General features: G+C 66.4%; 23 protein-coding genes. 12 read left to right on the forward strand and 11 right to left on the reverse strand.

Going from position 1 to position 24,061, the window contains the following annotated elements; all coding sequences use genetic code 11:
* Positions 1-167: 167 nt before the first annotated feature.
* The 4 genes from DCO45_RS13070 to DCO45_RS13085 all read left to right on the forward strand — a co-directional run bounded on the left by DCO45_RS13070 (position 168) and on the right by DCO45_RS13085 (position 3,678).
* Positions 168-1,445 carry a THUMP domain-containing protein gene (locus DCO45_RS13070; RefSeq protein WP_116926256.1) on the forward strand — a complete coding sequence of 426 codons (1,278 nt, stop codon included), beginning with the start codon at positions 168-170 and terminating at the stop codon, positions 1,443-1,445.
* Positions 1,442-1,936 (forward strand): putative toxin-antitoxin system toxin component, PIN family, encoded by a 495-nt coding sequence (locus DCO45_RS13075; protein ID WP_116926257.1) that lies wholly within the window; start codon positions 1,442-1,444, stop codon positions 1,934-1,936. Before DCO45_RS13070 ends, DCO45_RS13075 begins: the two co-directional genes overlap by 4 nt.
* A 220-nt stretch (positions 1,937-2,156) precedes the next feature.
* The gene (locus tag DCO45_RS13080; RefSeq protein WP_027010449.1) at positions 2,157-2,474 is read left to right on the forward strand and encodes a multidrug efflux SMR transporter; all 318 of its coding nucleotides are present in this window, start codon (positions 2,157-2,159) and stop codon (positions 2,472-2,474) included.
* A gap of 73 nt (positions 2,475-2,547) precedes the next feature.
* The gene (locus tag DCO45_RS13085) at positions 2,548-3,678 is read left to right on the forward strand and encodes a 3-deoxy-7-phosphoheptulonate synthase (protein WP_116926258.1); all 1,131 of its coding nucleotides are present in this window, start codon (positions 2,548-2,550) and stop codon (positions 3,676-3,678) included.
* 18 nt (positions 3,679-3,696) lie between these two features.
* On the opposite strand, the gene DCO45_RS13090 is transcribed toward DCO45_RS13085, so the two are convergent.
* Positions 3,697-4,029: a YnfA family protein gene (locus DCO45_RS13090; protein WP_116926259.1), complete on the reverse strand. Its 333-nt coding sequence runs from the start codon at positions 4,027-4,029 to the stop codon at positions 3,697-3,699.
* Positions 4,029-4,427: a hypothetical protein gene (locus DCO45_RS13095; protein ID WP_116926260.1), complete on the reverse strand. Its 399-nt coding sequence runs from the start codon at positions 4,425-4,427 to the stop codon at positions 4,029-4,031. The genes DCO45_RS13090 and DCO45_RS13095 overlap by 1 nt, the downstream gene beginning before the upstream one ends.
* A gap of 143 nt (positions 4,428-4,570) precedes the next feature.
* On the opposite strand from DCO45_RS13095, the gene DCO45_RS13100 reads away from it, so the two are divergent.
* From DCO45_RS13100 to DCO45_RS13110, 3 genes are all read left to right on the forward strand, one after another.
* Positions 4,571-5,353, forward strand: coding sequence for a helix-turn-helix domain-containing protein (locus tag DCO45_RS13100; protein ID WP_116926261.1), 783 nt, complete (start codon positions 4,571-4,573; stop codon positions 5,351-5,353).
* Between the two features lie 83 nt (positions 5,354-5,436).
* Positions 5,437-6,552, forward strand: coding sequence for a CaiB/BaiF CoA-transferase family protein (locus DCO45_RS13105; RefSeq protein WP_116926262.1), 1,116 nt, complete (start codon positions 5,437-5,439; stop codon positions 6,550-6,552).
* A 68-nt stretch (positions 6,553-6,620) separates the two neighbouring features.
* Positions 6,621-6,953 (forward strand): hypothetical protein, encoded by a 333-nt coding sequence (locus tag DCO45_RS13110; protein WP_116926263.1) that lies wholly within the window; start codon positions 6,621-6,623, stop codon positions 6,951-6,953.
* A 10-nt stretch (positions 6,954-6,963) separates the two neighbouring features.
* Here the strand turns inward: DCO45_RS13110 and DCO45_RS13115 are convergent, their stop codons facing one another.
* The 7 genes from DCO45_RS13115 to DCO45_RS13145 all read right to left on the reverse strand — a co-directional run bounded on the left by DCO45_RS13115 (position 6,964) and on the right by DCO45_RS13145 (position 14,196).
* A complete protein-coding gene (locus DCO45_RS13115; RefSeq protein ID WP_116926264.1) occupies positions 6,964-7,761 on the reverse strand; it encodes an enoyl-CoA hydratase/isomerase family protein in 798 nt (265 codons plus the stop codon).
* Positions 7,758-8,561 carry an SDR family oxidoreductase gene (locus DCO45_RS13120; protein ID WP_116926265.1) on the reverse strand — a complete coding sequence of 268 codons (804 nt, stop codon included), beginning with the start codon at positions 8,559-8,561 and terminating at the stop codon, positions 7,758-7,760. Before DCO45_RS13120 ends, DCO45_RS13115 begins: the two co-directional genes overlap by 4 nt.
* Positions 8,558-10,294, reverse strand: coding sequence for a long-chain-fatty-acid--CoA ligase (locus DCO45_RS13125; RefSeq protein ID WP_116926266.1), 1,737 nt, complete (start codon positions 10,292-10,294; stop codon positions 8,558-8,560). Before DCO45_RS13125 ends, DCO45_RS13120 begins: the two co-directional genes overlap by 4 nt.
* A gap of 12 nt (positions 10,295-10,306) precedes the next feature.
* Positions 10,307-11,293, reverse strand: coding sequence for a tripartite tricarboxylate transporter substrate binding protein (locus tag DCO45_RS13130; RefSeq protein WP_116926267.1), 987 nt, complete (start codon positions 11,291-11,293; stop codon positions 10,307-10,309).
* A gap of 74 nt (positions 11,294-11,367) precedes the next feature.
* Complete coding sequence (locus DCO45_RS13135) at positions 11,368-12,144, reverse strand: crotonase/enoyl-CoA hydratase family protein (RefSeq protein WP_116926268.1); 777 nt, start codon at positions 12,142-12,144, stop codon at positions 11,368-11,370.
* 41 nt (positions 12,145-12,185) lie between these two features.
* Positions 12,186-12,953 (reverse strand): SDR family NAD(P)-dependent oxidoreductase, encoded by a 768-nt coding sequence (locus DCO45_RS13140; RefSeq protein ID WP_116926269.1) that lies wholly within the window; start codon positions 12,951-12,953, stop codon positions 12,186-12,188.
* 61 nt (positions 12,954-13,014) lie between these two features.
* Positions 13,015-14,196 (reverse strand): thiolase family protein, encoded by a 1,182-nt coding sequence (locus DCO45_RS13145; protein WP_116926270.1) that lies wholly within the window; start codon positions 14,194-14,196, stop codon positions 13,015-13,017.
* A 210-nt stretch (positions 14,197-14,406) separates the two neighbouring features.
* On the opposite strand from DCO45_RS13145, the gene DCO45_RS13150 reads away from it, so the two are divergent.
* From DCO45_RS13150 to DCO45_RS13165, 4 genes are all read left to right on the forward strand, one after another.
* The gene (locus tag DCO45_RS13150; RefSeq protein ID WP_116926271.1) at positions 14,407-15,984 is read left to right on the forward strand and encodes an AMP-binding protein; all 1,578 of its coding nucleotides are present in this window, start codon (positions 14,407-14,409) and stop codon (positions 15,982-15,984) included.
* Between the two features lie 41 nt (positions 15,985-16,025).
* A complete protein-coding gene (locus DCO45_RS13155; protein WP_116926390.1) occupies positions 16,026-17,168 on the forward strand; it encodes an acyl-CoA dehydrogenase family protein in 1,143 nt (380 codons plus the stop codon).
* A 128-nt stretch (positions 17,169-17,296) separates the two neighbouring features.
* The gene (locus DCO45_RS13160) at positions 17,297-18,223 is read left to right on the forward strand and encodes a tripartite tricarboxylate transporter substrate binding protein (RefSeq protein ID WP_243419353.1); all 927 of its coding nucleotides are present in this window, start codon (positions 17,297-17,299) and stop codon (positions 18,221-18,223) included.
* A gap of 81 nt (positions 18,224-18,304) precedes the next feature.
* Positions 18,305-18,967 carry a response regulator transcription factor gene (locus tag DCO45_RS13165; RefSeq protein ID WP_116926273.1) on the forward strand — a complete coding sequence of 221 codons (663 nt, stop codon included), beginning with the start codon at positions 18,305-18,307 and terminating at the stop codon, positions 18,965-18,967.
* Here the strand turns inward: DCO45_RS13165 and DCO45_RS13170 are convergent.
* The gene (locus DCO45_RS13170) at positions 18,953-21,514 is read right to left on the reverse strand and encodes a PAS-domain containing protein (protein WP_243419354.1); all 2,562 of its coding nucleotides are present in this window, start codon (positions 21,512-21,514) and stop codon (positions 18,953-18,955) included. The genes DCO45_RS13165 and DCO45_RS13170 overlap by 15 nt on opposite strands.
* Positions 21,515-21,769: 255 nt before the next feature.
* Between DCO45_RS13170 and DCO45_RS13175 the strand changes: the two genes are divergently transcribed.
* Positions 21,770-23,113 (forward strand): dicarboxylate/amino acid:cation symporter, encoded by a 1,344-nt coding sequence (locus tag DCO45_RS13175; protein WP_165841196.1) that lies wholly within the window; start codon positions 21,770-21,772, stop codon positions 23,111-23,113.
* A 75-nt stretch (positions 23,114-23,188) separates the two neighbouring features.
* Here the strand turns inward: DCO45_RS13175 and DCO45_RS13180 are convergent, their stop codons facing one another.
* On the reverse strand, positions 23,189-24,055 hold the full coding sequence (locus DCO45_RS13180; RefSeq protein WP_116926391.1) for a hypothetical protein: 867 nt from the start codon (positions 24,053-24,055) through the stop codon (positions 23,189-23,191).
* Positions 24,056-24,061: the final 6 nt, after the last annotated feature.

Consider the following 24,061-nt stretch of genomic DNA (forward strand, 5'->3'; position numbering starts at 1 on the left):
GGGCGGCTGCACCGAGGGCTGCGGCCCGCTCTGGGGCCAGACTATAGCAGCCAGCCACCCGTTACCGCTGCGCTATGGAGCCGGGCTGGCGAATGCCACTGGCACAGTCCACATTCCCGTGCGCTTGGCAGACAATGGGGCAAGCGCGTATGCTTGCCCCCCTGCTTATGAACCAACTGCATTTGTTTTTGCCCTGCGCCGCCGGCGTCGAGGGCCTTTTGGCGGACGAAGTCCATGCCATCACCGGCGCCAGCGGCCAGGACCTCCTGGTGGCGCGCGGCGGCGTCATGCTGCGCGGCATGTGGCGCGATGCGCTGCTGCTGAACCTGCACAGCCGCCTGGCCCAGCGCGTGCTGGTCGAGCTCTCGCACAGCATGTACCGCAACGAGAACGACCTCTACCGTGCCGCCAGCGAGGTGGCCTGGGAGATCTGGTTTTCGCCCAAGGAGACCTTCAAGATCGAGGTCACCTCCCAGCACAGCCCGCTGACCAGCCTGAACTTTGCCGCGCTGCGCGTCAAGGATGCGATTGCCGACCGCTTCCGCGAGCGCCGCCACGGCGTGCGCCCCAGCGTGGAGACGCACCACCCCGATGTGCGCGTGCACCTGCACCTGACCACCGATGGCGCCACCATCTATATCGATACTTCGGGCGAGGCGCTGTTCAAGCGCGGCTGGCGCGAGGACAAGGGCGATGCGCCACTCAAGGAAACGCTGGCCGCGGCGATGATTGCCGCGAGCGGCTGGGACCCGCACGGCGACGACCCGCAGCCGCTCTACGACCCCTGCTGTGGCAGCGGCACGGTGCTGATCGAAGCGGCCCAGATCGCGCGCAAGATCCCGGCCGGCATCCTGCGCCGCTTTGCGTTTGAAAAGCTCGTGCCTTTCCAGCGCCATGTCTGGGAGGCGATGCTGGACGAGGCCGAGCGCCAGATCCTGCCCCAGAGCCCGGTGGGCATCTATGGCTCGGACATCTCGTTCCGGATGGTCGATTTTGCCCAGCGCAATGCCGAGCGCGCCGGTGTGGCCGAGACCATCGAGCTGCGCGGCGGCGATGCGCTGCAGCGCATGCCCCCCTGCGAGCAGCCCGGCATGATGCTGCTCAACCCGCCGTATGGCGAGCGTATCGCGGCGGCGGGCGCTGCCGGCCGCAATGCGGCCGAGCGCATGGGCCATGTCGAGCGCGCAGGGCGCGAGACGGCGCAGACCGAAGATGGCGGCGAGTTCTTCACCCAGCTGGCCAGCCACTGGAAAAAGAACTACAGCGGCTGGAGCGCCTGGCTGCTGACCCCCGATCTGAAGCTGCCCGGCAAGATGCGCCTGAAGGAATCGCGCCGCACCCCCATGTGGAATGGCCCGATCGAGTGCCGCTTGTTCCGCTTTGACATGATCAAGGGGGCGCTCAAGCCCCGGGGAGAGCAGCCCGCGCCAGGCGGTCAACCATGAAGGTGGTGCTCAAGTGGCCAACGTGCAATGAAGGTTACACCGGACCGCTTCCCCGGCCGGTGGTGCTGGACACCAATGTGGTGCTCGACATGCTGATCTTCGATGACCCGCATATCCCGCCGATCCGCACGCTGGTGGCCCAGGGCGCGCTGCGCTGGATTGCCGACGAGGCCCAGCGCATCGAGCTCGAACGCGTGCTGCACTACAGCCAGATCGCTCCGCGCGTGAGCTACTACGGCAAGACGCCCGAGGGCGTAATGGCCGCCTTTGATGCCGCAGTGCAGTATGTCGATGCCGCGCCCAAGATTCGCTTTAGCTGCACCGATCCGGACGACCAGCATTTTCTGGACCTGGCCAGCCAGCACCAGGCCTTGCTGGTGAGCAAGGACAAGGCGGTGCTCAAGCAGCGCAAACGAGTGGCCACCTACTACGGCGCCACCGTGGGCAACTTGCTGCAGATGGAGCCTGCCGAGGCCCAAGCGCTGGCCTGAGCGCCCGCGCCAGCACAGGGCGGGCGCGGCTTCAACTGTTGCGCCCCAACCACCCATGGCCTGGCGGGCGATGCGCGGCCTGTGCGGCCGGTCTGGGCGCGCGCCGCTATCATGGGACCCATTGCGCAGGGACGGCCCTGCATGGCGCTGCAGCAGCGGCGCGCACCACCGCCAGGACGGCCTGGCCATTCCAAATTTCCCTTTGTTCAAGGAGTTCGATATGGCCTGGGTGTATTTGCTGGTTGCCGGTGTGCTGGAAGTGGTGTGGGCGTTCACGATGAAGCAGTCCCATGGTTTTACCAATATCAAATACAGCGCGATCACGCTGGTAGCAATGATTGCCAGCTTTGGTCTGCTGTCGGTCGCGATGCGCAGCCTGCCGCTGGGCACGGCCTATACGATCTGGACGGGCATTGGTGCCGTAGGTGCCTTTATCGTGGGCATCACCGTGCTGGGCGAGGCGCTGACACCGATGCGCGTCGTGGCGGCCTTGCTGATTGTCAGCGGTTTGGTACTGATGAAGCTGTCCTCTTCCTAATGGCCTGCGGGTGGCTGCAGCGGGGATGCCTTAGGCCCGTGAACGTGTTTGCAGGCCCTGCGACAATAGCGGGATGACCGATTCCTCTACCGCTGCAGGCACCGTGCCTCGCAAGTCCCCGTCCCGGCTTTCCACGGTTGACAAGACCCGCATCGATGACACCCGCATCAAGGTGGTGCGGCCGCTGATCACGCCCGCCTTGCTCGAGGAGTGGCTGCCGATCACCGACGAGGCCTACCAGCTGGTGGAATCGAGCCGCGCGGCCATCTCCAAGATCCTGCACGGGCAGGACGACCGCCTGGTCGTCGTGGTGGGCCCTTGCTCCATCCACGACCATGACCTGGCAATGGACTATGCCCGCCAGCTCAAGGTGCAGGCCGAGGCTTTGAAGGATGACCTGCTGGTGGTGATGCGCGTGTACTTCGAGAAGCCGCGCACGACGGTGGGCTGGAAGGGCTATATCAACGACCCGCACCTCGATGGCAGCTTTGCCGTCAACGAGGGGCTGGAACTGGCGCGCCGCCTGCTGCTCGATATTCTGGCGCTGGGCCTGCCAGCCGGCACCGAGTTTTTGGACCTGCTCTCGCCGCAGTTCATCAGCGACCTGGTCAGCTGGGGCGCCATTGGTGCGCGCACCACCGAAAGCCAGAGCCACCGCCAGCTGGCCAGCGGCCTGTCCTGCCCGGTGGGCTTCAAGAACGGCACCGATGGCGGCGTCAAGGTGGCGAGCGACGCGATTTTGGCGGCGCAGTCCGAGCATGCCTTCATGGGCATGACCAAGATGGGTCAGAGCGCCATCTTCGAGACCCGGGGCAACCAGGACTGCCACATCATCCTGCGCGGCGGCAAGCAGCCCAACTACAGCGCGGCCGATGTGCAGGCCGCCTGCGAGGTGCTGGCCAAGGGTGGCCTGCGCGAGCAGGTGATGATCGACCTGTCGCATGCCAACAGCAGCAAGCAGCACCGCCGCCAGATCGAGGTGGCCGCCGATGTGGCCCAGCAGGTGGCAGGGGGCGACCGCCGCATCACCGGCGTGATGATCGAGAGCCATATCCACGAAGGCCGGCAGGACATCGTAGAAGGCCAGCCGCTCGCCTATGGTGTCTCGCTCACCGATGCCTGCATCAGCATGGAGCAGACCGTGCCGGTGCTGGCCCAGCTGGCGCAAGCGGTGCAGGCGCGCCGCGCTGCCAACCAAGGCTAAAACCAGGCAGGCGCAGGTTTAACGCTGCGCCGCGCCCAGCATGATCACACCCATGCCGGCCAGGCACAGCAGCACGCCGGCGATATCCCAGCTGCTGGGGCGGATGCCATCGACCAGCCACAGCCAGGCAATTGCCGTCGTCACATAGACCCCGCCATACGCGGCATAGACCCGGCCCGATGCGGTCGGGTGCAGGCTCAGCAGCCAGACAAAGGCCAGCAGCGCCAGCGCCGCGGGCAGCAGCACCCAGACCGGCGCCTTGTCCTTGAGCCAGAGATAGGGCAGGTAGCAGCCCACGATCTCGGCAATTGCCGTCAGCACAAACAAGGCGGTGGTGGTCAGCAGGGACATCAAGGGGCTTTCTCAAACAGAGGCAGGCGGGCGGCCAGTTCAGGGTCGTGCTGCGCCAGTTGCTGCAGCTGGGCAAAGGCCGGCGCTGCAGCGGGCACGATGGTGTTGCCGCAGACCTGGGTATAGCCATCCAAAAACGAGGCGGCCAGCTCGGCGCTGTGCAGCCAGATGTCGGCGCAGGCCAGAAGCGCTGCGCATGCAGCCTCGCTGCGCCCCAGCTGGGCGATGGCCCAGAGGGCGGCCTGGCTTTCGACCTCGTCCAGATCGGCATGGTCTTGCACCAGCAGGTCCAGCGCCCGCTGCTGCTCTGCGGCAGACAGCTGCTGCCCGGCCAGCAGGCGGCCAATTTCGGCAATGGCGGGCACGCGTGAGGGCATGCCGTATTGGTTCAGGCTCATCGGTGGGAGTGTTGCAGATAACCGCCACGTAGGCGGCTGGGGGCAGCAAGCGAGCATGCAAGCTGCCCATAGCGGATCATTCCCGATTAGAATTTCATAAATTGAGACATTAGTCTCGTAATAAGTAACTTATATACTGAAATATGAATTCTGAAGCGGATGGAAAACTGGTCAGCGCCTTGGTGCGCGGCGTCAGTATTTTGCAGTGCTTTAACAACAAGCAGCAAGAACTCAGTGGCAAAGAGCTGATGGACCTGACGGGTTTGCCCAAACCGACCTTGTTCCGCCTGACCGAGACCCTGTGCGAGCTGGGCCTGCTGCGCTATTCGGAGCGCCTGTCCAAATACGTGCTGGGCATAGGAGTGCTGAACCTGGCCTCGCCGCTGCTATCGCGCATGACGGTACGCCAGTTTGCCCGCCCGCAGATGCAGGAGCTGGCCAACTACATGGGCGGCCAGATCCAGCTGGCCGTCGGTGAGGGCCGGCGCCTGGTGCTGGCCGAGCTGGCCAATGGCATGGACAACAAGGTCTTCACGCCCGAGATCGGCGTGGCCGTCTCCTTGGTGCGCACAGCGACGGGCCGCGCCTACCTGCTGGGCCAGAGCGAAGCCGAGCGCCAGGCCTATCTGGACGAATTGGATGGCCGCGCGCCCGAGCGTGCTGCGCTGCTGCGCGAGCGCCTGGACGATGCGCGCCAGGACCTGGCCCTTCACGGCTTTTGCCGCAGCCATGGCGATCTGCACCGCGAGATTCTGTCGATCGCCGTGCCGCTGTCGCAGCCCATCGATGGCGAGCGCTGGGTGTTTGGCGCCTCGGTCCCCACCTACAACCCCAAGAGCCGCGAGCTGGAGACCGACATCGGCCCGCGCCTGGTGACCCTGGTGCGCTCGCTCGAAGGGCTGATTGGTACTTCCAGCCTATCCTGACCTAACCCGGCGGGGCCTGCCCGGCCAGATCTACCTGGCCGGACCTGAAGGCGCAACGCAAACAACAACCACAGGAGACAAGCATGAAAGTATTGGACGGCATCAAGGTGCTGGAGATTGGTGGCCTGGGACCGGGCCCGTTTTGCGCGATGCACCTGGCCGACCTGGGCGCCGATGTGATCTCCATCGTGCGCGAGGAAAAGGGCGCAGCGCCGACGGGCAACCTGCTCAACCGGGGCAAGCGCTCGGTGTTTGCCGACCTGAAAAGCCCCGAGGGCAAGGCCCTGGTGCTGGCCCTGGTGCAAGGGGCCGATGTGCTGATCGAAGGCATGCGCCCCGGCGTGATGGAGCGCCTGGGCCTGGGCCCGGCCGAGTGCCATGCCATCAATCCGGCCCTCGTCTATGGCCGCATGACCGGCTGGGGCCAGAGCGGCCCGCTGGCCCCGCGCGCCGGCCATGACAACAATTACGCAGCGGTCTCAGGTGCGCTCTGGGGCTGCAGCCCGGCCGATGCGCGGCCCGTGTCGTCGTTTGCGATGGTGGGCGATATCGGCGGCGGCGCGCTCTACCTGATGACCGGCCTGCTCGCCGGTGTGATCCAGGCGCGCAGCAGCGGCAAGGGCTGCGTGGTGGATGCTGCCATTGTCGATGGCGCCGCCCATATGCTGAACCTGGCGCTCAGCGCCCGCCAGCGCGGCATCGTGGCTGATGTGCGCGGCCAGAGCATCCATGACAGCGCGCCGTTCTACGAGACCTATGTCTGCGCCGATGGCCAGCACATCACCATTGGCAGCATCGAGCCGCAGTTCTATGCGCTGCTGCTGCAGACCTTGGGCCTGGCCGATGACCCAGACTTTGCCGCGCCCCAGTCGCAATGGGACAAGGCGCTGTGGCCGCGCCGCCGTGCGCGCCTGCAGGCGCTGTTCATCACCGAGCCGCGCGCGCACTGGCAGCAGGTGTTCGAGGGCAGCGATGTCTGCTTTGGCGCTGTATTGAGCCCCTTGGAGGCCGCTGGCCACCCGCATATGCAGGCGCGTGGTGTGTACCACGAGCAAGGTGGTGTTTTGCAGGCAGCGCCCGCACCGCGCTTTGACGGCCAGGCCTATGACACCCCCGAGATGTGTGTCGCTGGCGCGCATACCGAGGCCGTGCTGGCGTTGGTGGCTGCAGGCGATGCCAGCGCCGCCTGGCGCCGCTAAGCTTCCCAAGGTGCGACAATGCGCTGCCCAGACAAGGTCTGGCTGGGCACCGATGAAGGGACCTGCCGATGGGCATCGTGGTTTTTTACCTGCGCAACAAGGCCGAGGATGCCGAGGGCGTGCCGCCCGACTGGCAGCCGCAGTGCCTGGCCTATAGCGACAAGCAGATGAGCGAGGCGCTGGCGCAATGCCAGCGCCTGCGTGCCGACCCGCGCCATGCGCATGTGGTGATGTCGTCCGAGCTGCGCGACATGGTCGGGCAAATAGGGGTGGCCGCCGTTGAAGACGGCCGCACGCCCGATGGCGAGCACTATGACTGGAGCAAGGCCGGGCGGGCAGGGATGAGCCGCCGCAATGCGATGGAGCCGCCCAAAACGCGCGGCAGCGCCAGCAACGAATAAGCGGGCTTTTTCAGCTTCGCGCAGGCCACTGGAAGGGCGCAGGCTGCTTGTTCAAAAAGGCCTGCACGGCCTCGCGGTGCTGGGCCGTACCCATGGCCAGCGCTTGGGCGTTCGCCTCTTGCTCCAGCAGCGCGGGCAAGTCGTTCGCCGCCATCGCGAGCGAGCGTTTGATCAAGCTCAGCGCCACCGGCGATGCGTCCACAAAGCAGTGCGCAATCGCCTGGGCCCGTGCCTGCAGCTGCCCGGGGGCGACCAGCTCGCTGGCAATGCCCAGCTGCAAGGCCTCTTGCGCCGAGACCTCGCGGCCCGAGAGCATCAGCTCCCGCGCGCGCTGCACGCCCACGACGCGCGGCAAGGTGTAGAAGGCCGCGCAGTCGGGCACCACGCCGACGCGGATAAACGACATCGCAAAGCGCGCCCGGTCGGACGCAATGATGAAGTCCGCCGCCAAGGCCAGGCTAAAACCCGCACCATAGGCGGCGCCGTCCACCGCGGCAATCACCGGTTTGTCCAGCAGCATCAGGTCCTTGAGCCAGTGGTGCAGGCTGGACAGCCGCGCGCGCCAGCCGGCATTGTCCAGGCCAGATGCTGCAATATTGCCCAGGTCACCGCCCGAGCAAAAGTGCTCGCCCACGCCGGTCAGCACCAGCGCGCGCAGGCTGGCATCGGTCTGCACCAGGCGCACCACCTCGGCCATCTCCTCGCGCATCTGCGGGTCAAAGGCGTTGCGCTTGGCCGGGTAGTTGAAGCGCAAGGTGGCCACGCCGTCCTGGCGCTCAAAAATGATGCGTTCGTAGTGGCGGCTCATGCGGCGCTCCGGGGCACGTACGAGGCGCGCATGTCACGCCCGCCACGCAGCGCGGCGCCGCCATCGACCGGGATGATGGCGCCGGTCACATAGCTGGCCAGCGCGGACGACAGGAACAGCGCCATGTGGGCGACGTCATCGGTGCTGCCCATGCGCAGCAGCGGCACCGTGGAGACGGCGCGCTCGAGCGCATCGGCGGTGGGCGCCAGGCGCCGCATGCCCTCGGTATCACCGATGGGGCCGGGCGAGATGCTGTTGACGCGGATGCCGTCCTCGCCCCATTCCAGTGCCAGCACCTTGGTCATCATGTCGATGCCGGCCTTGGCCGCGCAGGCATGCACCTGGTACATCGTCGGGTTCACGCCTTGCGGCGCCGAGATGTTGATGACGCTGGCGCCGGGCTTGCGCAGCATCGGGTAGGCCAGGCGCAGCACATGGAAGCTGCCATTGAGGTCGATGTCGACAACGGTCTTGAAGCCGTTGGGCGACAGGTCCTTGGCCGGCGCAATGAAGTTGCCCGCCGCGCCCGAGACCAGCACATCGATGGGGCCAAAGCGGGCATGGGCCTGTTCCAGCGCGGCCTGCACGGCGGCTGGGTCGCGCACATCGGCGCTCAGGCCCAGGGCCTGGGCGCCCAGCGCCTCCAGCTCGGCGGCGGCCTGGGCCACCTTGTCGGCCGAGCGGCTCATGACCACGACATGCGCGCCCGCGCGGGCGAAGGCCTTGGCAATGCCCAGGTTGATGCCACTGCTGCCGCCTGAGACAAACACATGCTGGTGGCGAAAGGAGAAAGAGCTCATGGGTGTTCCGTATGCAAAGAATGGGAGGGGGCGGCGGCTTGCTGCGCCGCCTCCTGCAGTGCGCGCCACTGGATCTTGCCGGTGGCGGATTTGGGCAGCGCGGCGAGAAAGTCCACCGCGCGCGGCACCTTGTAGGCGGCCATCTGTGCGCGGCTCCAGCCGATGATCTCGTCCGCCGAGGCCTGCGCGCCGGGGCGTAGCACCACCAGGGCCTTGACCGATTCGCCGCGTTTGGCATCGGGCACGGCGATCACGCAGGCTTCGAGCACGGCCGGGTGGCTGTAGAGCATGTTCTCGACCTCGGCGGGCCAGACCTTGTAGCCATTGGCATTGATCATGCGTTTCAAGCGGTCGCGCATGAAGTAATAACCGTCCGCGTCCACCGAGGCCAGGTCGCCAGTGCGAAAGTAGCGCCGGCCATGGCGCTCGAAAAAGGCCTCGCGGTTGGCCTCGTCATTGCGCCAGTAGCCCTGCATCACCTGCGCGCCGCTAGAGACCAGCTCGCCCACTTCGCCAGCGGGCAGCTCTTCCAGCGTTTCGGGGTCAACGACCATCGAATGCACGCCCTGGGTGGGCACGCCCAGGCACTGGCGCTTGGTGTGGCCCGGCGGGTTGGCATGCAAGAAAGCGGCGGTCTCGGTCAGGCCATAGCCCTCGCTGTAGTGCAGGCCATAGCGCTCGGCCAGCATCTGCGAGACGGCCTCGGGCATGGCCGCGCCGCCGCCGGCCAGCATGGCCAGGCTCGACAGGTCCAGCCCATGGGCAGCGGCTTGGCTGAACAGGTCGATCACCATGCTGGGCGGCGCGGTCCAGGCGGTGACCTGGTGGCGCTCGATCAGCCGGGCAGCCAGCAGCGCATCCCAGCGCGGCATCATCACCACGGTGCCACCCACGGCAATGGGCATGTTCATGCCGTACTGCGTGCCCAGCATGTGGAACATCGGCGCGACCGACAGAAACACCAGGTCGTCATTGAAGCCGCGCCACAGGCGCGAGCCGGTGAGCGACGCCAGCACCGAATGGTGGCTGTGCATGCAGCCCTTGGGGTGGCCGGTGGTGCCCGAGGTATAGGGGATGGTGGCGAGCATGCCCGCCTGCGCCACACGCGGGCCAGGCGCCAGCTGCAGCGCCAGCGCTGCGGCAAAGCCATGGTAGGGGCCGGCAGGCAGCGGCTGGCGCGGCGCGGTCACCACGTCGGGCAGGGCATCAGGTGGCGGCGTGGTGGGCAGCGCGTCGCTGTAAGCGTGGACGATCACCGCATCGAGCAGGCCCTCGTCCACACAGGGCTGGGCGCTGGCCAACAGCTCCTGGGCGACGATGGCCAGGCGCGCGCCGCTGTTGTCGGCGTAGTAGCGCAGCTCGGTGGCGGTGGTCATCGCGCTCACCGGCACCACCACGCCGCCGGCGCGGAAGATGGCATAGCAGGCGATGACGAACTGCGGGCAGTTCTGGCTTTGCAGCAGCACGCGCTGGCCCGGTGCCAGTTGCAGGCGTTGCTGCAAGAAGCCGGCCAGCGCCTCCACCTGGCCCAGCAGCTGGGCATAGCTGGTGTTGGCGCCCGCGTAGATGATGGCGGCCTTGTCGGGGTAGCGCTGGGCCGAGGCGCTCAGGTTGTCGTCCAGCGTGATGCGGGGCACGCGCAGATCGCGCGAGACGCCTTTGGGCCAGTAGAACGGCAGCGCAGGGCGTGGGGAAGCGGTGGAGGTGGAGGTGGAGGTGGAGGTGTCAGGCATCGTCAGCTCGCCTCAATCCAGCTGCAACTGCTGGCTTTGGATCAGCGCGCCCCAGGTCTGCTGGTCATCGGCCACCAACTTGGCAAAACCGGCTTGCGGCATGCCGCCCGGGCGCCCGCCCAGCTCGCGGTAGCGGCGCATGATGTCGGGGTCATGCAAGACGGCCTGCAGGTTCTCGGCCAGCTTTTTCTGCACCTCGGGCGGGGTCTTGGCGGGCACGAAGAAGCCCATCCAACCGACCTGGTTGAAGTTGCGCATGCCCAGCTCGGTCATCGTCGGCACCTCGGGCAGATCGGGCTCGCGCTGGTCGCCTGTAACAGCCAGCGGGCGCAGCTTGCCGTCGTTGATATGGACCAGGGAGGCGGTCATGTTGTCGAACATGAACTGGGTCTCGCCAGTCACGATCGCCATGGTGCCGGGGGCCGATCCCTTGTAGGGGATATGGACCACATCGGTGCCGGTGCGCTCCTTAAAGAGCTCGCCCATCAGGTGCGTGGTCTGGCCCACACCGGCGGACGAGAACGACAGCTTGCCCGGCTGCGCCTTGGCCGCCGCCACCAGCGCATCCAGGCTCTGGATCGGCGACTTGGCGGGCACGACCAGCACGTTGGCAAACGAGATCATGTCGGTCAGCGGGGCAAAGTCGCCGGGCTTGTAGCTGAGCTTTTTATAGGCCGTGTAGTTGATGGCATTGGAGCCGCTGTTGCCCACCAGCACGGTGTAGCCATCGGGCTGGGCGCGCGCGACCAGGCTGGCGCCCAGGCTGCCCCCGGCGCCCGGCTTGTTGTCGACGATCACCGGCTGGCCCAGGCGCTGGCCCAGCTTTTGCGCCAGCAGGCGCGCCGGGATATCGGTCGATCCGCCTGCGGCGCCGGGCACGATCAAGGTGATGGTGCGCGTGGGCCAGTTGGCCTCGGCATGGGCGCTGAGCGCGCTGGCGAGCAGCGCCAGGGCCGCCAAGGCCCGCAGGGGCTGGCGTGGATGGCTGGTACGTGGCATGGTTTTGTCTCCTGCTGCGCGCTTCTGTGGCGCGTCTAGGGCTGTGCAACTGAGAGTTCCGGGCTGGACGGGGTTCAGGCACCTTTCCAGACCGGTGGGCGTTTTTCCGCAAAGGCGGCTGCGCCTTCGCGCGCGTCCTGCGAGCTGAAGACCGGCGCGGTGATGACGGCCTGGCGGTCGAACATCTCCGCCAGCGGCCATTCACCCGACTGGCTGGCTACCTGCTTGCTCGCGGCGACTGCCAGCGGACCGTTGGCGGCAATGGTCTGGGCCAGTGCCAGCGCGGCATCGAGTGCGCCGCCGGGCGCGGTCAAACGGTTGACCAGGCCCAGCTGGGCAAAGCGCTCGGCGCCAAACATGTCGCCCGTCAGAATGCACTCCATCGCCACGTGGTAGGGCAGGCGTTTGGGCAGGCGCAGCAGGCCACCGGCCGATGCGGCCAGGCCCCGCTTGACTTCGGGCAGGCCAAATTGGGCGTCGCGCGCGGCAACGATCAGGTCGCAGGCGAGCGCCAGCTCAAAGCCGCCGGCCAGCGCATAGCCTTCCACCGCCGCGATCAGCGGCTTGGCCGGCGGCCGCATCGTCAGCCCGCAAAAGCCGCGCCCCGGCAGGCTGGGGCGCTTGCCCTGCAAAAAGCCCTTGAGGTCCATGCCTGCGCAAAAGCTGCCGCCCGCGCCGGTGATGATGCCGACCCTGAGGTCCGGCTGGCTGTCCAGCGCATCGAGCGCGCTGGCCATCGCCTCGGCCATCTCCAGGGTGGCGGCATTGCGCGCCTGGGGGCGGTTGAGCTGCATGATGAGCACCGGGCCGCGGGTTTCGACCAGGAGTTCTGCGGTATCAGAGCCAGACATGGGGACCTTTCAACAGACTGTTGGGTGCAGGGCAGTGCGCCTCAACGCGGTTGCATGCGGATGGCGCCATCCAGGCGGATGGTTTCGCCGTTCAGCATCGGGTTCTCCAGAATGTGCAGCGCCGTCATCGCATACTCGGGCGGGCGGCCCAGGCGGGCCGGGTTGGGGACCGAGGCGGCCAGCGACTGGCGCACGTTCTCGGGCAGCTTGGCGAGAATGGGGGTGTCGAACAGGCCCGGCGCAATGGTGCAGACGCGGATCATCTTGGAGGCCAGATCGCGGGCGGCGACGATGGTCATGCCGATGACGGCGGCCTTGGACGAGGCATAGGGGATCTGGCCAATCTGGCCTTCGTAGCCCGCGACCGAGGCGGTCAGCACGCAGGCGCCGCGCTCGCCTTCGACCGGCTCGTTCTGGGCCATCGCCACGGCCGAGAGGCGCAGGGTGTTGAAGGTGCCGATCTGGTTGATGCGGATGATGTTGGTGTACTTTTCCAGCGAGCCGGGGCTGCCGTCCTTCTCGATCAAACGCACCGGGCCGCCGATGCCGGCGCAATGCACCAGCGCACGGAACTGGCCCCAGGCCTGGGCGGCCGACACCGCCTTTTGCATCTGCTCGGCATCGGCCACATCGGCCTTGATGAATTGGAGCTGGCCGCCGTACTGCTTTTCCATGGCCGCGCCGCGCTCTTCGTTCAGGTCCACCGCCACCACGTTCAGGCCGCGCTCCAAGAGGGCTACGGCACTGGCTTCGCCCAGCCCCGATACGCCGCCGGTCACGAGGGCGGTCATTCCTTTAGTCAATTGCATCTCAACAATCCTTGTCAGTTCAAACGTTCAATCCGATGGAGCCCGGAGGGCTGTGAGGCTTTTAGCGCAGCACCTCAATAATCGTGGCGTTGGCCATGCCTCCGGCCTCGCACATCGACTGCAGGCCATAGCGCTGGCCGCTGTCTTCGAGCGCATGCAGCATCGTGGTCATCAGCCGGATGCCCGATGCGCCCAGCGGGTGGCCCAGCGCAATGGCGCCGCCGCGCGGGTTCAGGCGTTCGCCGTCGGCACCCAGCTCCTTTTGCCAGGCCAGCGGCACCGAGGCAAAGGCTTCGTTGATCTCGTAGTGCGCAATGTCGGCCAGCTGCATGCGCGCCTTGGCCAGCACGCGCTGGGTGGCCGGGATGGGGGCGGTCAGCATGTAGAGCGGGTCGTCGCCCACAACATCAAAGGCCACAAAGCGGGCGCGCGGGCGCAGGCCCAGCTGCAGCGCGCGCTCCTCGCTCATGATCAGCATGGCGCTGGCGCCATCGGTCATCTGCGAGGCATTGCCGGCGGTGGTGCTCCACTGGATCTGCGGGAAACGGGCCGAGAGCTCTTCGTTCTCGAACACGGCCTTGAGGCCGGCGAGCTTCTCGGCCGTGGTGCTGGCGCGGATGGTCTCGTCGGCACTGACGAGGCCGAGCGGGCTGCGGATGGGCACGATCTCGCGTGCAAACGCGCCGCTGCTTTGCGCGGCATGGGCGCGCTGGTGCGAGCGGGCGGCATAGGCATCCAGGTCGCTGCGCGACAGGCCCCATTTGGCGGCCACCAGATCGGCCGACACGCCCTGGCCCACGAGGCCCGGTGCATAGCGCTCGTCAAAACGCGCGCCGGTGGTGTTCTTGCCCATGCGCGAGCTGCCCATCGGCACCCGGCTCATCGATTCAACACCGCAGGCGATAACGATGTCCTGCGTGCCGGACATGATGGCCTGGGCGGCAAAGTGCACCGCCTGCTGGCTGGAGCCGCACTTGCGGTCGATGGTGGTCGAGGGCACATGGGCGGGCAGGCCGGCTGCCAGCCAGGCCAGGCGCCCGGGCGTGCCGGCCTGCTCGCCGGCCTGGCTGACGCAGCCGCAGATCACGTCATCGACGGTCGCGGGGTCCAACTGGTTGCGCGCCACCAGTTGCTCCAGCACCTGGGAGAGCAGATCAACCGGGTGGAGTTCGGCCAGGGCGCCATCGGGCTTGGCCCGGGCCATGGGGCTGCGGATGGCATCGACTATGACGGGTGTTTTCATTATTTAATGAGACTTGTGGATCATTAAATTAATAATAGGTTTCAAAAAACCGAATACCTACTGGTATTTACCCGCAGTAAATTTCCGAATAAACGCCAGATACTGTCCGTGAAATCTCGAAATTCGAGACGACTGATTCAAAATTAGAGTAAAGATGTAACACAGGTGATTGCGTGCAGCGCTCTCCTGTGCACCACGGAGACCGAGGAGATGCACAACTTCTTCAGCTGGGCCCAGGCCCAGCCCGAGCGGGTGGTTTTGACGCAGGCCGACAGCGGCAGGCGCTACACCGCAGGCGAGATAGCGCAGGGGGCCCAGCAGATGGCGCAGTGGCTGGCGCAGCAGGGGCTGCAGGCCGAAGAGACCATCGCGGTGCTGCTGGAGAACCGCTATGAGATCGTGCAGCTGGTGCTGGCCGCCCGGCTGGCCGGCCTGTATGCGGCCGTCATCAGCACGCACCTGACGGCCGCCGAGGTGGCCTATATCGCCCAGGACAGCGGCGCCCGGATGCTGCTGGTCTCCAGCAAGACCTGGCCGACCGCGCAGGAGGCCGTGCAGGGCCTGGCGCTGGCCTGCTATTCGGTCGATGGCGATACGCCCGGCGTGGCGCCCCTGGCCGATGCGCTGGCCGCCGTGCCCCAGGGCGCGCAGATCGACCTGGCCACGCGCCCGCTGGGCCGCGATCTGCTCTATTCCAGCGGCACCACCGGCCGGCCCAAGGGCATCAAAAAGCCGCTGCTGGCAGCGGCCTATCGGCAGCAGCGCGATCCCGAGGTCGCCGCCTGGATGCGCAGCATGCGGTTTGATGAAGACGCCGTCTACCTCTCGCCCGCGCCGCTCTACCATGCAGCGCCCTTGCGCTACAGCCTGCGCACCCTGGATGTCGGCGGCTCGGCCATCATCATGAGCCGCTTCGACCCCGAGCAGGCGCTGGCGCTGATCGAGCGCTACCAGGTCACGCACAGCCAGTGGGTGCCGACGATGCTGGGGCGCCTGCTCAAGCTCCCTGATGAGGTCAAGCGCCGCTACCGGCTGGACAGCCACCGCGTGGCGATCCATGCGGCAGCGCCCTGCCCGGTGGCCGTCAAGCAAGGCATGCTGGACTGGTGGGGCGACATCTTGCTGGAGTACTACGCCGGCTCCGAAGGCTGCGGCACCACCTTGATCGACTCGGCCCAATGGCGTGCACGGCCGGGCTCGGTGGGCCGGGCCATCAGCGGCCAGCTGCATATCATTGGCGACGACGGCCAGGAGCTGGGGGTCGGCGAGGTGGGCCGCGTGTATTTCTCGGGCGGCGGCGCTTTCCAGTACCTCAATGACGAGCGCAAGACGCGCGAGGCCATCGACGCGCGCGGCTGGGCCACCTATGGCGACATCGGCCATGTCGATGCCGAAGGCTTTCTGTTCCTGAGCGACCGGCGCGCCGATCTGATTTTGTCGGGCGGGGTCAACCTCTATCCGCAAGAGATTGAGAACGCGCTGGCCCAGCATGCCGCCGTGGAAGAGGTGGCCGTGGTTGGCGTGCCCGATGAGGACTTTGGCGAGCAGACCCTGGCCGTCGTGGTACTCAAGCCCGGCTTTGCGCCCGACGAGGCCATGGCCCGCGCGATCGTCGACCAGGCCGCTGGCAGCCTGTCCAAGGTCAAGCGGCCCCAGCGCCTGGTGTTTGAGGCCAGCCTGCCCCGGCTGGAGACCGGCAAGCTGCTGCGCCGCGTGCTCAAGGACCGTTTCAAGGAGGCGCCGCAGGCGGGTTTTGGCCTGCGCAGTAGCAGCGGCCCCCAGGGCTGATGCCCCTCATTCATTTCTCTTCCTTTCACCCTTTGACCACCATGCAAGACCTGACCCAACGCAGCGTGTTCCGCGAAGACCATGTGCAATTTCGTGATGCCGTCCGCCATTTCTTTGACAAGGAGATCGTGCCCTTCCATGCGCAGTGGGAGCGCGATGGCATTGTGCCCAAGGAGGTCTGGCGCAAGGCAGGCCGCGAGGGCTTGCTCAACACCATGCTGCCCGAACCCTATGGCAGCGGGGGCGATTTTGGCCATGCGGCGGTGCTGATCGAAGAGATTGCCCGCACGGGTGCCAGCGGCCTGGGCTTTCCGCTGCACTCGGACATCGTGGCGCCCTATATCCATGCCTATGGCAACAGCGCGCAGAAGGACCGCTGGCTGCCCAAGATGGCAGCGGGCGAGATGATCGGCGCGATTGCGATGACCGAGCCCGGCGCGGGCAGCGACCTCAAATCGGTGCGCACCACGGCCAAGCGTGACGGCGATCACTATGTGATCAATGGCGCCAAGACCTTTATCACCAACGGCATCAATGCCGAGATCGTCGTCGTGGTCTGCAAGACGGCGCCCGATCTGGGGGCCAAGGGCGTATCGCTGATCGTGGTGGAAGACGGCACGCCCGGTTTTGCCAAGGGCCGCAAGCTCGAGAAGATCGGTCTCATGGCGCAGGACACCTCGGAGCTGTTCTTTGACAACGTGCGCGTGCCGGTGGACAACCTGCTGGGCGAAGAGAACATGGGCTTCAAGTACCTGATGCACGAGCTCGCGCAGGAGCGCCTGGTGGTGGCGGTGCGCGCTGCGATGTCGATCGAGGCCTTCTTGCAAAAGACCGTGGACTACACCCGCGAGCGCAAGGCCTTTGGCCAGACGGTGTTTGAGTTCCAGAACACCCGCTTCAAGCTGGCCGAGGCCAAGGCCCAGGCGACGATGTTGCGCGTGTTTGTCGATGACTGCATGCGCCTGCACCTGACGCGCGAGCTGACACCGGACCGCGCAGCGATGGTCAAGCTCAATGCGACGGCGCTGCAGAACAAGCTGCTTGACGAATTTTTGCAGCTGCACGGCGGCTACGGCTATATGACCGAGTACCAGGTCGGCCGGGCCTGGACCGATGCCCGCATTGGCCGCATCTACGGCGGCAGCGACGAGATCATGAAGGAAATCATTGCCAGAACGCTTTGACCATGACCAGCGCCCCGAGCACGCCACAGAGCGCGCCAGCGGCATAACCAGCAACAAGGAGACAAACCATGCAAAACCGCCGCTCGGCCCTGGGCCGTGTGCTCACCACTGCCGCCTGCGCTGCCCTGATGCTCGCCACGGGCAGCGCCCTGGCCGCTGACAACTACCCCAGCAAGCCCATCCGCCTGGTGGTGCCCTACCCCGCAGGAGGGGGCACCGACATCATTGCCCGCCTGATGGGCACCCAGCTGTCGCAGCGCTGGGGCCAGCCGGTGATTGTGGACAACAAGCCCGGAGCCAGCGGCATGATGGGCAACGACCTGGTGGCCAAGGCGCCGGGCGATGGCTACACGGTGCTGCTGGGCATCACCGCGCTGGTGCAGATCCCGGCGCTGTACAAGAAGGTGCCCTACCAGTTGAGCGATCTGGCGCCCGTGTCGCAGGCGGTCAAGTCGGCCGACCTGGTGTTTGTGCCGCGCAGCTCGGGCATCACCAGCCTGCAGCAGTTTGTCGCCAAGGCCAAGGCCCAGCCGGGCAAGCTCAACTATGGCTCCTACGGCAATGCCACCTCGTCACACCTGCATGGCGAGCAGCTCAAGCTCAAAGCCGGCATCGACATGGTGCATGTGCCTTACCAGGGCTCGGGCCCGGAGATGGCGGCGATGCTCGGCGGCCAGCTCGAATCGGCTTTTATCGATGCGGCCGCTGCCTACCCGCATATCAAATCGGACAAGGTCAGCATCCTGGCGGTCACGGGCGCGCAGCGCCACCCGGCGTTGCCCGATGTGCCAACGATGGCCGAGGCTGGCTACAGCGGCTTTGAGGCCAATGGCTGGTTTGGCTATTTTGTACCGGCCAGCACCCCGCAGCCGATTGTGGACAAGCTGGGCAACGAGCTGGCTGCCATCGTCAAGATGCCCGAGATCAGCAAGCGCCTGCTGGACATGGGCCTGATTCCTGTGGGCTCGACGCCGGCCGAGTTCAAGCCGCTGCTCGCGCGCGATGCGGCGCACTGGAAATCGATTGTGGATGCGGCCAAGATCTCGATGGATTGAGGTCTAAACACCACCGCACTGCCGGGCTTTGGGAGGGGGCGCGGCGCACAGTTGGAGCCAAGCCATGGCAGACTATCGCCTATGTCCCCTCCCGCCTTGCTTGTTGCCGATGACCACCCCCTGTTTCGCGCTGCCGTGGTGCAGGTGATCCGGGGGCGTTTTGGCGCCTTCGAGGTGCTCGAAGCCTCCAGTGCCAGCTCGCTCAGCGCGGCGTTGGCGGCGCACCCGGGCATCGAGCTGGTGCTGCTCGATCTGACGATGCCGGGCACGCATGGCTTTTCGGCGCTGCTGCATGTGCGCGGCGCCTACCCGCAGCTGCCGGTGGTGGTTATCTCCTCCAACGACCACCCGCGCATCATCCGCCGCGCCCAGCAGTTTGGCGCCTCGGGCTTTATCTCCAAGGCCGCCGCCGCCGACGCGATCGCCGCAGCGATCGAGGCGGTGCTGGAGGGCGACACGGTCTTCCCCTCAATGGCCGCCGAGCTGTCGCAGGAAGACGCCGAGCTGGCCGCCCGCATGGCGCAGCTGACACCGCACCAGTTCAAGACCCTGCTGTACCTCGCCGATGGCCTGCTCAACAAGCAGATTGCGCAGGAGATGGGCGTGACCGAGCACACGGTGAAGGTGCATGTGACTGCGATCCTGAAAAAGCTCGGCTGCCACAGCCGCACCCAGGTTGCCGTGCTGGTGCGAAACCTGGAGGCCGATGGCGGCTTGCCCACAGGCGATTCAGCGCTGGCGTAGCAGCAGCTGGCCGACCAGCGCACGCAGCGCCGCCGGCCGCGCGGGCTGCGTCAGCACCCCCCAACCCAGCGCACTGGCCTGCTGGCTGGCGGCATCCTGCTGGCCCGCATCGGTGCTGAGCCAGACAACGCCCGGCGCCTTGGGCCCGCAGGCCTGCAAAGCACGGACTGCTGCTGGCGTGGCATGCGCCGCATCCACCACCAGCAAAGCCGGCCACCCGTCTTGGCAGCTTTGGGCCTGTGCCAAGGCCGCGTCGGTATCGGCCTGGTGCACCACCTGGCAGCCCCAGCGCTGCAGCAGTGGGGCGGCGCCGGCGATGGCGGCCGGGCCAATGCACCAGGCGCTGGCGCCTTGCAGCGGTGCGGCGTTGGCGACCGCAGGTGCTGCCTCCATGGGCTCGCGCGCGGGCTCCGGGGCCCAGGCGGTTTGGCTCAATGGCACCTCGACCCAGAAGACCGAACCCCGGCCCAGCGCCGAGCGCAGGCCAATCGGGTGCTGCAACAGGCGCCCCAGGCGCTCGACAATGGCCAGGCCCAGGCCGGCGCCGCGCTCATGCTGGCGGCCAGTCTCCAGCCGGCGGAATTCTTCAAAAATCTCGCGGTGCAGGCTCTCGGGGATGCCCGGGCCCTGGTCATGCACCTCGATGCGCAGATGCTGGCCGACGCGGCGGCAGCCCAGCACAATGCGGCCCTGGCGCGTGTAGCGGATGGCGTTGGAGAGAAAGTTCTGCACGATGCGGCGCAGCAGCGCCTCGTCGCTGTGCACCACCGCGCGGCAGGCCATGACCTGCAGCTGCAGGCCATGGCCCTGGGCCAGCACGCCCAGGCTGCTGCCCAGCTGGGCCAGCATGGGCTGCAGCGCAAAGTCGCGGCGGTTCACCTCGAGCTGGCCCGATTCCATGCGTGCAATATCGAGCAGGCTGTTCAGGATGTCGTCCTGCGAGGCCAGCGCACCTTCGACATCGCTGGCCAGCTGCAAGGCCTTGTCGCCCTGCACATGCTGGCGCAGCAGCGAGGCAAACACGCGCGCAGCGTTCAGCGGCTGCAGCAGGTCATGCACGGCGGCGGCGACAAACTTGGATTTGTAGCGGTTGGCCTGCTCGGCCTCGCGCTTGGCCTGGGCCAGGTCTTCGGTGCGGTCGGCAATGCGCTTTTCCAGCGCATCGGCCAGGGAGCGCAGCTCGCGCGCGGCGTTCTTGTAGCTGGTGATGTCGGCATAGCTGGTCACAAAACCGCCATCGGGCAGGGGGTTGCCGCGGATCTCCAGTACCGTGCCGTCGGCCTTTTCGCTCTCGCGCGCATGGGGCTTGCCGCTGCGCAAAAACTGCATGCGCCGCTCGATGGCCTCGTCGATGTCGCCCGAGCCCAGCAGGCCCCGGCGCGCGTTGTAGCGGTACAGCTCCTCGACCGGCATACCCACTTTCAACAGGCCCGCCGGCAGCCGGAACAGCTCCATGTAGCGCGAGTTCCAGGCGACCAGGTTCAGCGCGGCATCGATCACCACCACGCCCTGGGGCAGGTGTTCCAGGCTCTGGCTGTGGCCGGCATCGGCCTGGTGGGCGGCGGCCACGATGCCATCTTGCGCAGTGCGCAGCTCCTGCGCGTGTTGCTTCAAGAGGGCCTCGAGCTCTTCGCGGCTGCGCTGGCGCAAGGCCGACAGGCGCTGGCGCTGGCGCGCATAGAGCAGCAGCAGCGACAGCGCCAGCCAGCTGCCGCCCGCCGCGCCAGCGGCCCACCAGGCCGACGCCACGCTGTTGTCCACATCATGCAGGATATGCAGCTGCCAGCCGGTTTCGGGCAAGGTCACGGTTTGCCAGAGCTTGCGGCCCACGCCCGGGTCCTGCCACTGCACCAGCGCGCCGCCTTCGTCCAGCGGCTGCTCCTGCGCATAGCGCATGGGCTTGAGCGGCTGGCTGCGGTACTGCTGGGTGCGGTCCATCTCCTGCTGCGCACGGGCATCGATGGGCTTGAGCTTGCGGTAGCGCCAGTCCTCGTTGCTGGCCAGAAACACGACGCCATTGGCATCGCTGGCCAGCACGATGTCGGGGTTCTGGATCCATTCGCGCTCGAGCTCCAGCAGCACGATCTTGATCGCGATCAGGCCCAGCACCCGGTGCTGGCCACCGGCATCGCTGCTGATGGCGCGCGAGAGGAAATAACCGGCCTCGCCAGTGGTCATGCCAATGCCGTAGAAGCTGCCCTTGTCCTGGGCCAGCGCCAGTTGCACATAGGGGCGAAAGCTGTAGTCCTCGCCCACATTGCTCGAAGGGCTGCGCCAGTTGCTGGCGGCCAGCGCCACGCCCTGGGCATCGATCAAGGTGAGGGTGGAGGCCAGGCTCGCGCCGTTGGCCTGCTCCAGTTTGCGGTTGAGGCGCAGCACCTGCTCGGGGCTTTGCGGGTGGGTCAGCGCCTCGCGCAGCTCGGCGTCGAGCGCCAGCACATCGGGCAGCACCCGGTAGCGGTCCAGGCGCTGGCTGAGCGCCTGCGCATATAGGACGAGCTGGCGGTGGGCCTGCAGGTTTTCCTCGGCCAGGCTGTGCTGCAGCATCCAGTGCCAGGCGCCTGCAGCGGCAGCCACCGTGCTCATCAGCACCGCGCAGAAGGTCCACAGGGATCGCAGGGAGCGGCGGGGAATCATAGTTAAGGTGTAACGGAGGCCTAGGTATTTTCCCGAAGTATGGGTTTTCCGTAGCTCTGGGAAGGCGGCGCCTAATACTAATGTCTAATGGGCAATCTGTAAGGGCTGGGATACAAACGCGCCTCAGCGCACCGAGTTGGTGCCGAGCATCTTTGGAGCCCCACCATGCAGATTGATACCACCGCCAGCCAGGCGCCCGTCCAGGCGCCGCCTTTTTACCGGACTTTGTACTTCCAGGTGATTATCGGTATCACCATCGGTGTCTTGTTGGGGCATTTCGAGCCCCAATATGGTGCGGCGATGAAGCCCTTTGGTGATGCGTTCATCAAGCTGATCAAGATGATCATCGCGCCGGTGATCTTTCTGACCATCGTGACCGGCATTGCGAACATGACGCACCTGAGTACCGTGGGCCGCGTGTTTGGCAAGGCCATGGTGTACTTCCTGACCTTCTCGACCCTGGCGCTGATCGTGGGCCTGATCGTGGCCAATGTGATGCAGCCGGGCGCCGGCATGCACATCAATGTGGCCGATCTGGACCAGAAGGAAGTGAGCTCCTATGTGGCCAAGTCGCATGACATGACCCTGACCGGTTTTGTCATGGACATCATCCCCAAGACGCTGATCAGCCCCTTTGTCGGCGACAACATTTTGCAAGTGCTGCTGGTGGCAGTGCTGTTTGGCGTGTCGCTGGCCATGGTCGGTGACAGCGGCAAGCCCGTGCTCAACCTGCTCGAATCGCTGACCAAGCCCGTCTTCAAGTTGGTCAACATCGTGATGAAGCTCGCGCCCATCGGTGCCTTTGGCGCGATGGCTTTCACGATCGGCAAGTTCGGTCTGGGCTCGCTCTTGAACCTGGCCGAGCTGGTCGCGACCTTCTACATCACCTCGCTGCTCTTTGTGCTGGTGATTCTGGGTGCCGTGGCCCGTGCCTGCGGTTTCTCGGTGCTCAAGCTGATCCGCTACCTCAAGGATGAGCTGCTGCTGGTGCTGGGTACCTCGTCGTCCGAATCGGCGCTGCCATCGCTGATGCACAAGATGGAAAAGGCCGGTTGCAGCAAGTCCGTGGTGGGGCTGGTGGTGCCTACCGGTTACTCGTTCAACCTCGATGGCACCAATATCTACATGACCTTGGCGGCGCTGTTCATCGCCCAGGCGACCGACACCCACCTGACCCTGGGACACCAGATTGCGCTGCTGCTGGTGGCGATGCTCAGCTCCAAGGGCGCTGCGGGCGTGACCGGCGCGGGCTTTATCACGCTGGCTGCCACCCTGGCCGTGGTGCCGGAAGTGCCAGTGGCCGGCATGGCGCTGATTCTGGGCGTGGACCGTTTCATGTCCGAGTGCCGTTCGCTGACCAACTTCATCGGCAATGCCGTGGCTACCGTGGTGGTCTCGCGCTGGGAAAACGCGCTGGACTATACCAAGCTCAACGCGGTGCTGAACAACGAAACCGTGCTGGAGAGCGCGCCCGTGCAGGTGCCGGTGGTGGATACCGCCAAGGGCTGATAGCGCCTCGCTCCAAAAGGAATGGCCTGCAGATGCAGGCCATTTTTTTGTCTGAGAAATGCCGCGAACCGGTGGTCAGGGCAGTGGGCGCAGCAGCCCGTACATCGCCCGCAGGCGCAAGGTATCGCGCCCCAGCTTGCGCTGGTTGGGCAGCTTGCCGACCCAGCGCATCTGCTGCACGGTGCGCTCCAGCGCGGCGCGCACCGCAGGATCGGTCTGCGCCAGCCAGCCATGCCAATCGGCACGTGCGGCCTCCAGGGTGCCGGCATTGTCCAGGAACAGCGCGGTGGAATGCGCATAGCACAGCGCATCCTTGACGATGCACAGCGCAGGCGGCAAGGTCGCCAGCGGGTCGTCTTCAAAGTCGATATAGCCAATGACGCCATCGGGGCAGCGCACCATGTTGCGGGCAAAGGCCTGGCTCAGGCAGGTGCCGCTGGCATGCACGCGCTGCAGCGCGGCAAAGCCCTGCTGCCACAGCGCCAGGGTGCTGGCGGGGGCTTGGCGGGCTGCCGCCTCGATTTCGTCGCTGAGCGACGGGGTATTGCCGCCGGGCAGGCCCAGGTGGCGCATCAGAAAGCCCTCGGGCGCATCGGCCAGCACCAGCGGCACGCGCAGGCCGCGCGCATGCAGGTCGCGCAGGCGCCGCACCTCGGTCGCAATAGCGGCTTGCCCGCCGGGGTTGACCACGGGCTGTAGCACCGGCACATCCAGCCAGCGCGAGAGCAGGCCCAAGGTCCGGTAGCGCCAGGCGGCTATTGCCGGGCCGGCTTTTTTGAGCCAGACCGATTCGGCCGGCAGCTCATAGCGCACCACATTGAAGGTCTGGCTGGCCAGGTGCTGCTGCAAAAATGCGGCATAGTCCGGGCGCTCGGCAGATGCGGCGCCGGGCGGGGCGCCAGCGGGGGCAGGGGGCTGTAAGGGGGAAGCGGTATCGGTCATGCGCAA

Origin of the sequence: Comamonas sp. JNW (genome assembly GCF_003105075.1) — a bacterium.
Taxonomy (GTDB): Bacteria; Pseudomonadota; Gammaproteobacteria; order Burkholderiales; family Burkholderiaceae_C; genus Comamonas; species Comamonas squillarum.